This is a genomic window from Burkholderia sp. Nafp2/4-1b, from assembly GCF_003635165.1.
Lineage (GTDB): Bacteria > Pseudomonadota > Gammaproteobacteria > Burkholderiales > Burkholderiaceae > Burkholderia.
The window spans coordinates 22,493-34,159 of record NZ_ML058612.1 but is presented as its reverse complement, the minus strand read 5'-3'; the positions used below and the strand labels follow the sequence as shown (position 1 = coordinate 34,159).

Below are 11,667 nucleotides of genomic sequence, written 5' to 3'. Positions count from 1 at the left end.
GTCGAAAGTGTGGCGAAGTCTTTCAGGCCGAGATCGATGCCGACGCCGGAACGGATTGGGCGGGCCAGAACATCGGGCATCTCGATCACGATGTTGAGGAACCAGTTGCCGCGTGCATCCTGCGCAAAGTTGGTGCCGTCCTTGATCTTGCCTTCGGGAAGCGCCCGGCTGTTGAACACGCGAAAGGTATTGCCGGAAAAGCGAAACGCATCGCCTTCGCGCTTCAGGTCTCGGCCCTTCAGCGGCACCCAGCCGAGCGACTTCCTGCCGCGATAACGCAGGTACGGGCGACGGTGCTGGCTGCGCGACTTCGCGTATTGCTCGCACGTCGCGTTGACCGTGCCGGAGTGAATACCGAGTTCCTTGCTGCTGCCGGTCGTCAGCACGTTCAGGTCGAATCCTGTAGGCCACTTCTTGCCCCACGTGAGCGCGTGCTTCTGCGTGTCGTTGCAGAAGTTCCACACGTAGTTCACCGCACGGCTCTGCTTGTTAAGCAGTCCGTTGAGCGATTTCACACGGTAGCGATAGACAAGGATCATGCCGGCCATTTTAACGTTGGAATGCCGCTGTCAAACAACGGCGCTCCTTTCCTCCCCGTCCGGAAGGACGGGGAGGAAAGGAGCAACTGACGAATCATATCGGTGTGCGCTGTATGGACGGCTGCTGTTGACCGCTCGCACGAAACGCGGTGCGATTATCGCTAAGGTTCCGGTTTTGCCCAATAACCATGTTTGAAATACGAACGGACCCGGCGATCCTGCTCTAACCGCGTCACGGTCGAACGTGCGCGCGATTGCGCGATTATCACCACTACAAAATACGTATCGTTTGATACATCTCATCGCCTTCGTGGCGATGAAAATCTACACGGGCCTCTCACGAGAGCATCTTTTGTAGGCGCGGCCGCCACGTCGTGAAACAACAGAGGAAAGGACCCTTCAAATCGCCGCAATCCCTTGCTGGAGTTGAATTCCGGCATTGTGACAATTCATCTCCTGTGTTTCACGGGACCGCTGCCGGTCGAAGCTCGTGGTTCGTGACATTTCCCACTTCCTCTTCCGGCAATCGGTATTTCTGACTTTCGCTTCGCGGCCAACAGTAGCGAAAGTTGTGACGGCACCAATGTGAACGCTCGCCTCGCCAACCACTGGCCATCTGAAAGTGCTCCAACTTTCCCTTCAACCGACGCCTGTGGAAGAGTGTTTGATAGACCTCCCACCAACTGAGCAGTAACTGACGGACCATGCTCCGCCCGATACTCCGCAGGCTCACGAGCTGAGGTGCGGACGCACGTCATCTTCCAATAGAGCCCACGCGCACGATATTCGCCCCGCCCCATCGGGCCAACAGTCTGCGAACGTTGTCTTGTGCGGGTATAGGCGCAAAGCGTGGACACGCAGACGAGACGGTTAGTTGCGTTATCCGACCTTATTGAATAGGATTATCGGAAGGTCTCCGGATCGCAACGAACGCGCTGGTGCCTCAGAAAGAGCTCGGCGAGCCAAGTACAGCAGCCTTGCATTCGCGTCGTACTCACCTTCGCCCAAAGCACGGACTCGCGCCGCTCGGAGCGGCACCTTCACGTACGCCATCACCCAACGCGGCGCTCGCGCCAACTCGTGAACAGTCACTTGTTGCACTTGGTCGCTAGAGTCTCGGCGCAATGCTTCGTGCGCTTCATGCCGGCCGCTACCGAGGCGGTCGGCTACTTCGATACGCGCAGCTTGCGGCACAATCCGCTTGTCTGCGTAATTTCCGACTTTCGCCGCCAACCAAGCCGAAGGAAAAATCGCTGCGCCTCTATGGCGAGACATGGGGTGGCCCTCGGTCAGTGCTTCCGCTTTCACTTCGATCTGGCGGATCAGTACCTTGAGTTCGGCCGCAACGCTCGCACGGCCACCTCGACGCGTAGCTTGCTGGTCACATCGTTCGTCGTGGCGGCACGCAAGCGGAAAGATTCGCGACCACCCGGCTGCTCGCGATCCGACCGGCGCGCGCCGCGCCGCCGCTGGAGGATTTCGCCGCCGAGCACGATTCGGACGGCTTCTATACAGCGAAGGAACTGCTCGACCTGTTCGCCGCCCGGCACGCCGGCGCCGATACCGGCGCGGCCTTGCGTCGGCAGCAGCGCACCCCCTGCGCGCCCGGCAGACGGTGGCGCTGGACACACTCGCGCGCCCGGTGGCCGAGGATCCGCCGTCCCGAGTACCACGTGCTCGGCTGGTTCGATACCGCCGTCGCGTTGCGTCTCGCCGACGTCGGCCTCACCACGATCGGCAAGCTGGTCGAGACGATCAACGCGGTCGGCTACCGCTGGTACCGACGCGTGCCACGTCTGGGCGAAGTCGGCGCGCGCCGCATCACCGCGTGGCCGGCGCACTACGGGGTGGTCGCCGGCCTGCAGCTGGCCACCGGCGTGCAAATTCACCCGTCCGAGCGCACGCTGGCGGGCCCGCCGCTGGCCGCAGCCGGTCCCGTCACCGCGATCGTGCCGCTCGAGCGCTTCTTGCTGCCGCCCGAGCTGGACGGTTCGCATGGCACACACCGCAATCTCGTCAGGAACAACAGCCGCGGCAACAACGACCGCGAGGCAATCGATTTCTGGCTCGCCGACTACGAGAACCCGCATACGCGCCGGCGCTACCGCACCGAAGCCGAGCGGCTGCTGCTCTGGGCGATCTTCGTGAAGCGCAAGGCGCTATCGAGCCTCGACACCGATGATGCGCGCGACTACATCAACGGCTTCCTGATCGATCCGCAGCCGGCCAGCCAATGGGTCATGACGGGCACCGCGCATCGCGGCGATCTGGGCTGGCGGCCGTTCCGCGGGCCGCTATCGGTCAAGAGCCGGCAGGACGCCCTGTCCGCGCTCAAGAAGTTTTTCGGCGTGCTGGTCGATGCGCAGTACCTGGATCACAACGCGTTCGCGAAGGTGCGCGTGTTCACCGGATCGACGCACGACGCCGCCGGCAACGAGCGGCGCGTGGCCGCGAAATCTCGTCTGCAGATCGAGCGCGGCTTGACCTCCGACGCCTGGCGCTTCGCGATGCGCGTCCTCGACGCAATGCCGGACACGGCCGCGGCGACATGCATGCGCTTCGTGCTGAGCTTTGCGTACAGCACCGGGCTGCGGCGCGCCGAGGTGTGCGGGGCATTCACGGATGACGTGCAGGAGCGCTACGCCGGCCTCGATCTGGGCACGATCCGGTTGCTGCGCGTGGTTGGCAAGCGTGCGAAGGAACGCTTCGTGCCGCTGGTGCCGGCGGTGCTGGACTTGATGGGCGACCACCTTGAATCGCGCGGCCTGCCGCGCGATCCCCTCGCCTGCCCGCCCGCCACCCCATTGATCCCGGCGCTGCTGTCGAATGCTGAGATCGGCAAAATCCGGCGCGCGGCGAAGGCAAGCAAATCCGATCCGGCGCCTGAACTCGCGGCGCGCGCGCGGCAAGCCGGGCCGAACCATCCGGTGCAGATCTACAAGGCGATCAAGCAGTTTTTCGCGATGGCGACTGCCGACGCGCTGCGCGAGGATTCACCGCACGCGCTCGCCTTCAGCGCAGCCAGCCCGCACTGGCTGCGACACACATTCGTGTCGCATGCGCTCGCGAATGGGATGAGTCTCGTGAGTGCGCGGAACTTTGCCGGTCACGATTCGCTCGACACCACATCGATCTACGCGACTGCGGAGCTTGGCCGCCAATACCGGGAGGCCGAGACCTTCCTCAGGCGGGTGAGGGACTAAGGTTATTGGCACCGTGACATGGCTGTGGGTTGAACACGCGCCTAGTTTCTGGCGAGGGACGCTTGCGTAACCAACGAAGGTGACCAAGTACCGAGAGCCACGCGGTTGGGTGACCATGTGTGGCGCGGTAGAAAATCCGACGACGACGCGGTCTCGCAGGCCAATAACTTCTCCAGATTAAGTCCTAGATCACCTGGCAAGCGTTACGAAGTCCCAGATAACCCCCGACCATTCGCACTGGCCGCTCTCGATCTCCCCGACAGTCTGCGCCTTCGAGACGTTCGTCGGCCACGCGCCATTTGTGGGCGCCTAGCGCAATCTCAGTATATAAGGCCGGGGCACAAGCGGTTCTGGCGTTCGCCGATAGAGTTCGATCACCAATGTTGCTCTGGCGCGTCCTGTCCCAAGTTGGGACACACCGGGCGGATCGCGGAATCCATCGCGTCTGTCCCAACTTGGGACAGACGCCAGACTCAGCGATCGCGCTCAAAAAGATGGGGGCGAAAAAACCCGCACTTGGCGGGTTTCTGTACTGGGGGTTAGTTTGCCGTACCGAATAGCTCTGCAAGCAAACTTCGAATCCGCTCCTCCTGCTGAGCATCTAGCATCCCGGGCCTGATCTTCACGGTAAAGCCACTGGAATCTTTGGTAACGGATCCTGCCTGATTCTTGCCGGCAAAAATCTTCTCGATGTTCCGATCACGTACCGAAGCCGGCTTGCTGCCACTCTCTACCGCTTGCTTTAAATTCCGCCCGAACTTAGACTGATCCAACTCTCCGGAAACGACGTCAGGCCAGTGGGTCTTTGCGGCTGCGACAGCGACATCACCATGCTTCTTCAGAACTGATACGACGGTCTCCGCTGCCGTCGCGCCAAGAAGGTTCGGTTGAAGGTCGAGATCCTTAATGATGAATTCTGGGAGGTCGGCAAACGACAAGAGACGATAGAGGTCCGACCGTGCCATACCGAGTGCGGAGGCCATCTGGGTCCGGTTCGGAAACTCCTTCTCCGTCTGCCGAATCGACAACGAAATTTCATAGTCGCTCAGGCCATCACGAACGATATTCTCGGCCAGCGCCAACATTGCCATGTCTTGATCCGAAATCTCGACCTGGACGACCCTGATTGACTCCTTCCCAATAAGTCTGTGAGCGCGCCACCGGCGCTCACCTGCAACGATCTCGTAGCCGTCTGAAACCGGCCGGACAACGATCGGTTGAATCAGGCCGCTCGCGCGAATGCTGGAGGCCAGCTCGTTCAACTTCGCCTCATTGAACACCCGACGCGGTTGCCACGGATTCGGGCGAATATTCGCCACCGGCACCTCCGTTGACGCGGCCGCCGCGGCTGCCTTCTCTAGCTCGGCGATCCGATCCTGTGCGGTGGCAAGCGCGCTTGCCATTCCCGGCCCGGTCCGTGGAGCAGTTGGCTTCCGGTCCGGACTCAGGTCAATATCCTTCGCGGAACGCAGCTCCGCGGTCTTCGCCATCATTTTTTCGCGAATGCTGCTCATTTCCCTTTCCTCCATTCCTCCACATACGAATCGTCAATCCAACGGCAATAGTCCATCAAAGGTTGTCGGACTCTCGCAACCGTCTTGGCCACGCTGTCCGACCGACTGAGATCGAACACCGTTGAGAATGCCAAAGCTCCGTTACTCATCACCGAGCTGGCCGGAATCTCTGTCGTGTGCAACCAGTCGCCATAAGCGCGCTGCGCCCACGACCGTACGACGGGGGCCGAAGATGTAACACCGTAGTCGACCTTCGAAAGGACAACGGAAATGAAGTCATATGTCTTCTCGACCTCGTGCGCCGCAAAGCCCTGCGCAACGTCCGCGAACAACGACCAGAACGACACTGATGAAATGAAATCCAGACTCTCTGGGACCAGCGGCATCACCATCGAGTCCGCCGCCATCAACCCATTCAAGGTCATGTACGACAGCGACGGTGCTGTATCGAGCACAATGTAGTCGTAATGCTTTCGAAGTGGCTCAAGACCTTGTCGAAGAACAGACCAGAACTGATAGTTCGGCTTCGACTTCTGCATGGCGGGAAGAAAGTATTCCGCGTGGTGCAGAAAGTTATGTGCTGGAATGAGATCGATCCCATCCCAATAGGTTGACTGAATTACTGCTCCAAGTCCCCCCTCGACATTTTGGTCAAAGATGTACGGAAGAACGGTATCGTCTTCGGTCACATCTTTCTCTGCATAAAGGCCGCAGAGCTCCGAAAGAGATGCCTGAGGATCGAGATCGATCACCAGTACCTTTCGACCGCGAAGACTCAAACCTTGTGCAATACACATGGTCATCGTCGTCTTTGTTGAGCCGCCCTTGAAGTTTGCGATGGTCAACACTTTCCCTTCATGATCACGCGTACCTGTTACGAGGGGTGTTTGATAAATATCAGATACCTGCTGAACCCACGTTCGCACCTCAGCGAGCGAGAAGAGCCGGGTCCGCCCAGTCCCATTGGCCACGCCCGGCGGTAAGGTTCCGCCTTCCTTTGACGCTTCATAGTGGACTTTCGCGCGATCGATTCCGCAAAGTTCGGCAAGTTCCGATGTCGTGAAGACTGGCGCAGTTTTTCGCGGTCGCGGTGCGAGAATTTGATCACGCAGCTCGTTCGTCATCACCGCCAGTCGATCAGCAAACTCGCCGAGCCTGGGAAGATTCACACGTCGGTCAATTTCGGGCAGCTCACTTAATTTCATTGTGTCTAGAACCTCCGCGATAAACGGAAAGAGAAGATTTCTACGGTTTTGATGCGCATTCTCGCAAAACCGTAGAATACGCGGTAGATCCTACGATGGCCAGTGAATTCGTCTTCAAGCATCAAAGGGGCGTTGGTAAAAAACTAGCGGCGATACTACGTCGCGCTGTGTTGGCGCCCACCTGAGCCGCATCCGTGCGCCTTCGGACCGCCGGGCGGCAAGCGTTCGCGTGCGCAGCTCGCGCTCGGCGGCTGCACAAAACACCTCACCTTGAGATTGACACCGGATGCTGCTGTCCATCCCTTCAGACAGAGCTACACAAAAAACCTCACCTTTCACGACGCCGCACGGTCGCCGTTTTGATAGTTAGACACTGGACAGCGCCTCCTTGAACGGCCTGGCGGTCGTATTTTTGGTGCGGAGCACTAGGGTTCGTGCGGCATCGCCGTTGTTTTTCGAGACACCTTAAGCGCAGCTGTGGCTTGTTTTTATCTAAGACATAAACCAACCAACAACCCACAGGGGAAGCTGATCCTATTGAAATCAAATACTTAACCGCTGAAAGGTGAGATGGATTGTGCCGATGGTGCTGTGGATTGATACGAGAGGTGTGATCATTTCCCCACAAAGGTGAGGTAAAAAGGCGCGGAAGGTGAGGTGTTTGGGCTGAAAGGTGAGGTGAATTATCGATTGAGGTGAGGGATGTTGTGGCGAGTTCGCAGGGAAGGTGAGGTGATCTGTGTTGACAGGTCACTATAGCCCGCATAACCTACCGGCCAACATCACAACCGACACGGAGCGACAACCGAATGGCCGAAGTAGGGCAACTTGCCACGTCGAGGCAACTGGCGTTGGCGTTATTCGAAGATGCCACTGCCGAAGGACTAGCGGTTGACGCAGCACGCTCCGATGTTGGGTTCGCGCGAAAGAACATCCTTATCCGCATCGTGGACCTTGGGGTCTCGGCGCGCCGTCTAATCGATGCTGCGTACTTTATCGTTGCTCAGGAAGATCGTGTTCACGACCTGTACGACGTTGAACTGGATTACTTTAAATGGTTGATGCGGTATTCAAGTCGTAACAATGCCCATCTCGAGCAGGTCATCACGGAAGCGCAAAAGGCATTGATTCAAGCGACCACGGCGCCGACTCCGGACGGTGATAAGCCCTTCGGCTCAGTGCAGCTTATCGGACGAGTTTCTTTCCAAGGGGGGCGATTTCAGTTTCGTGTCCCAACTGACCTGATTTCGATCATCCGAGGTCCCGGCAAGTCTCATTGGCTGAGCCTGCGGATCACATCCCTGTTCACTCTAAGCTACGCGCGGGTCATGTATGACCATCTCCTTCCGTTTGCTGATGAGGGGAGCACCGATTGGCTGACACTAGACGAACTTCGGGGTTGGCAGGGGGAAATGGGCGCCAACGCTCTAGTCTTCAAGTACTTCAAGCGCGATTGGTTAGAGCCCGCCGTCAAGCAGATTAACGAGCTTTCCGATATTACGTTGGAGTACGAAACAAGAAACGAACCAGGATCTCGAAAGATCGGAAGGTTACGCTTTCGGATCGCTCGGAAGGACGTTGCTGAACGCGTGCTTCACACGTATGAGGAAGCCCAAGAGATCTATCGAGTCTTGAAGCAAGAGTTCGGGCTGTCGAGTGACCAACTGAATCAGATCGGTGCAAATCGAGGAACCTATACCGACGATCGTCTACATCAAGCGATCGAGCGAACTCGATTTAGTCTGAAGCTCGGGAAAGTGTCCAAGAGTCCGGCCGGCTTCTTCATGAAGGCATTGAAGGAAGGATGGGTTGTCTCTGATGCTGAACGGGAAATGATCACTGTCCAACAGACTCTTGCGCTGGTGGAGCAGCGTGAATTCGACGATAAGGTCAAGGCACAGTCCGTTGCTGCGCTTAACACTGCCGCTCAAGAATCAAGTGCACAAGAACGCATGCGAGAAGAGGCGCGCGCTGGCCGAGCGCAGTACGATGCAGCGGAGCAGAAGCAGAAGGATGAATGGCTGCGCACATACCTATCATCATCTGGCGGAAAGATCATGTTGCGACGTTTGAAGTTGAATCCTGACGTCGTCGATGAAGCAACGGTACTTGGGGACGTCGACCTCGTAGGTGACTTCGCACGATTCGTTTTCAATAAGACCAAGACGAAAGCGAAAGGGCCGGGCTCGCGGGCTCGAGCGGGATAGAGGTTGGCTCCAATTGTTCCAGTCTCCGTTCCAGTGAAAACGAACTCAGTGAGCCTATCCAGAACTTTGTGTGTGGGGCATAAACTGATGGCCACGGAGCCACTTTATGCCACGCAAACGCAAGGAAGAAGTGACGATTGAACTGGGCAAGGGCTTGAACCGGGACCAGGAACTCATCAAGCAACTCGTGCCCGGAACGCTGGATCGGGCGACGATCAGCGAGCAGCTCGCGGCCCTCAAGAAGGCCATCTTCGAGCGCGCGCTTGGCGGCGAACACCCCCCGACCTGGGCTACGATAAGGGCGACGCCAAGCCTGTGGACCGCGCGAAACATCCAGCTGGTACCAGCGCGCAAGCGCATCGCGACCGAAGATGAGCTGCTTGACGTCGAGTTTCCGCGCGACCGGGAAGGCACGTCTCGTCTTTGCGCCGGTGTCCTTGCCCTAAGCTGGAATCACAGATACATCCCTAAAAGGGCTTCGATGGCCGGCAAGTTGGCTATCAACCTTTCGATATTGGGCGACTCGATCTTGATGAACTTTCCAGTCCGACTCACTTTGATTGAGAGCTTCCGCCCGGCTACCAATGGCGGGCGACCTGTTGAGATTGACGATACGACATCGCCAATATCGAGTCCGCGGCCATTACCAATTATCGATGCGCGCAAGCAAGCTACGTTCGCGCCAACAGCGCGAATCACGTCCTCAAGCATCGCCGCGGTCCGAAACGAAACTCGCGCTTTTCCGCCGACTGCCGCGACAATTTCGTCCGGCAACCTCGCTGCTCGAATTGCCGTCGACACGTAGCTCTTTGAGATGCCAAGGGAGCAGGCAAGGGTCGCCTGATTCGGCCACACGCCTTGGGTCAATCCGAGTTGATAAAACAGGCCCAGCTCGATCGCTGAGGCGCCGCGCTCGCGCAGCCTCGAGTGTTCGCTGACAAAGCGCTCCAGATCATCACCAGACGTGGGCCTCGCGGTCGTAACCGTGATTCCGACGTTCAAATCCGAGGCAGGTGAAAGGTTGGTCGACAAGATTGCCCTTTAACCGGTTGAGGGTCACATACACCCAAGTACCTGATATTTCAAGGAAAGGCGTAGAGTTTTTTCGTAGAACGCGTAGAACCGCGAGTGATTCTAGCAATTTCCACCACACGCGGGTCTATTCAGCGCGGGCGGTGGGGGGAAGAAGACGCTACCGGAATACTCGTCAAGCGTGCGCCGAAAAGAAGCATCTTTTGCGTGAGCTTTCCGGCTGAAGACCCTCAACCGGTTGCACTCTTCCGGCGGCCGTTCCTGCCTGATCGAGGCCCGCTCGAAAGGTGCGTGAAATCGCGGCTCTTTTGCCGCGATGCATCGTTTCTCCGGCTGTTTCAATGGACCCGAGCCAATTGGAACAACCGCGATGCGTTTCCCCCGACTCTTTCCGCGAAGCAAGAAACAGGTCGCCTTGTCGCCTGCGCCCGGCTTCTATTCGAACGAAGATCCTGAGCAGATCATCTTCGATCAGTCCACGCGCTTGCGCGTGGAGGCCAACCATTGGAAAACCTTCTGTTTCCTCCTTGCGATTGTAGCGGGCGGGGCCGTGTACACGCGCAATCCGGCGCCTTCCGTGGTCAAGGCGTACGGTGTCTCGTCAGATGCCGGTGGCAACCCCATCGTGACGCAACTGACCTCGTATAAGCCAGACGACCAGGCAAAGCGGAAGGCCCTGCGCGAAACCGTCGAACGCTGGTTCACGATCGAGCCGGTGTTGACTGATGACATCCAGTCATCGCGCATGGCCAGGAACATCAACGCGGTCAAGCAGCAGATGACTGGCAACGCGCGCAATCAGTTTGCCGACTGGTTGAAGCAGGACGCGCCGTTCCAGCAAATCACGACGAATCCGAAGCTCGTACGTGAGTCCCGCGTGACCAACGTGTCCCTCCTCGAGGACTCCACCGCAATCATCGAATTCACCACGTCCACCACCCAGATGCCGTCGGACAAGCCCGTAGTTGTGCGTTACGCGCTCACGGTGCGCTACCAGATCGTTGCGCCGACCCAAGAGGACGCGCTCGGTAACAACCCGTTCGGTGTCTATTACCCGTTCTGGACACTGCAGAAGACCGCCGCATGAAACGACTCCGCACCCTTGCTGCGTGCGGCGTGTGCGCAATGATCGCGACGGGCAGCGCTCTTGCTGCAAAGCCCGCGGCGCCAGTGCCCCCGCCGACCCCGAACTCCGATCTTGCGACGATCATCGGCGATCCAATGAGTCCGGTGAATCCATACAACTCGGGCAGCGATCCGATCACCATGCCAGGCGATGCCCGCATGGCCGTGTTTCAGTACAGCCGCGACCAGATCTTCCGCGTCATGACGGCACCGCTCAAGGTGACAACGATCGAGCTCGCGCGCGGCGAGGTGCTGACCGCCGAGCCCGCGCTCGGTGACTCCATCCAATGGATGATCGATACCGACGGAGCGAATCACGTTTTCGTGAAGCCGACCAAACCGGGGCTCGTGAACACGCTGCATTTGACCACCAACATGCGCGAGTACGACATGACGCTCGTGTCGTCGCCGGTCGGCGGCCTGTTCTACCAGTCAGTGCGCTTCAACTATCCGAATTCGCTGATGGCGAAAGTCCGTGCGCGCGAGGTCGGTGGCAGTGACGGCGCGGAAGGCAGCCTGTCCGGTGTCGCTTCGCAAACCGACACCGGCCCAATCGGCGTGACGCCCGACAAGCTGAATTTCGAGTACACCGTGTCCGGGTCCGGCGCTATCAAGCCGGAGACCGTGTTCGACGACGGCAGGTTCGTCTGGATTCGCTTGCCGCAGAACGCGCCGTTCGCGGTGCCCACGGTAAGGGAGGGCGGCGACATCGTTAGCCCCAACTTTATCCGGCGTGGGCCGTACATCGTTGTCCAGCAGCTGGCGGATGAAATCACGCTGACGCGCGCGGGCGAAGTGGTCACGATCAAGCGTGGCCGCCGCGGCCTGTTTGGTTTCTGAGC

At 58.8% G+C, this 11,667-nt stretch carries 6 protein-coding genes and 2 pseudogenes; 5 read left to right on the top strand and 3 right to left on the bottom strand.

Annotated elements, in window-relative coordinates; all coding sequences use genetic code 11:
* Positions 1–539, bottom strand: a pseudogene (locus C7H84_RS22065) (RNA-guided endonuclease TnpB family protein); the annotation flags it as partial.
* A gap of 1,574 nt (positions 540–2,113) precedes the next feature.
* Between C7H84_RS22065 and C7H84_RS22060 the strand changes: the two are divergent.
* Positions 2,114–3,742, top strand: coding sequence for a phage integrase family protein (locus C7H84_RS22060; protein ID WP_240462071.1), 1,629 nt, complete (start codon positions 2,114–2,116; stop codon positions 3,740–3,742).
* Between the two features lie 539 nt (positions 3,743–4,281).
* On the opposite strand, the gene C7H84_RS22055 is transcribed toward C7H84_RS22060, so the two are convergent.
* Together C7H84_RS22055 and C7H84_RS22050 are read right to left on the bottom strand one after the other, a co-directional pair.
* Positions 4,282–5,256, bottom strand: a complete 975-nt coding sequence (locus C7H84_RS22055) for a ParB/RepB/Spo0J family partition protein (protein WP_121860782.1) — start codon at positions 5,254–5,256, stop codon at positions 4,282–4,284.
* Positions 5,253–6,461, bottom strand: coding sequence for an AAA family ATPase (locus C7H84_RS22050; protein ID WP_059669010.1), 1,209 nt, complete (start codon positions 6,459–6,461; stop codon positions 5,253–5,255). The genes C7H84_RS22055 and C7H84_RS22050 overlap by 4 nt, the downstream gene beginning before the upstream one ends.
* Before the next feature lie 809 nt (positions 6,462–7,270).
* Here C7H84_RS22050 and C7H84_RS22045 point away from each other — a divergent pair.
* The 4 genes and pseudogenes from C7H84_RS22045 (at position 7,271) to C7H84_RS22030 (ending at position 11,665) form a co-directional block, all read left to right on the top strand.
* Positions 7,271–8,668: a replication initiation protein gene (locus tag C7H84_RS22045; protein WP_121860781.1), complete on the top strand. Its 1,398-nt coding sequence runs from the start codon at positions 7,271–7,273 to the stop codon at positions 8,666–8,668.
* A gap of 106 nt (positions 8,669–8,774) precedes the next feature.
* Positions 8,775–9,083: pseudogene (locus tag C7H84_RS22040) on the top strand (IS256 family transposase); the annotation flags it as partial.
* A 987-nt stretch (positions 9,084–10,070) separates the two neighbouring features.
* Entirely contained in the window at positions 10,071–10,787 is a 717-nt protein-coding gene (locus C7H84_RS22035; protein ID WP_121860780.1) for a type IV secretion system protein, read from the top strand.
* Positions 10,784–11,665, top strand: a complete 882-nt coding sequence (locus C7H84_RS22030; RefSeq protein WP_121860779.1) for a TrbG/VirB9 family P-type conjugative transfer protein — start codon at positions 10,784–10,786, stop codon at positions 11,663–11,665. Before C7H84_RS22035 ends, C7H84_RS22030 begins: the two co-directional genes overlap by 4 nt.
* Positions 11,666–11,667: the final 2 nt, after the last annotated feature.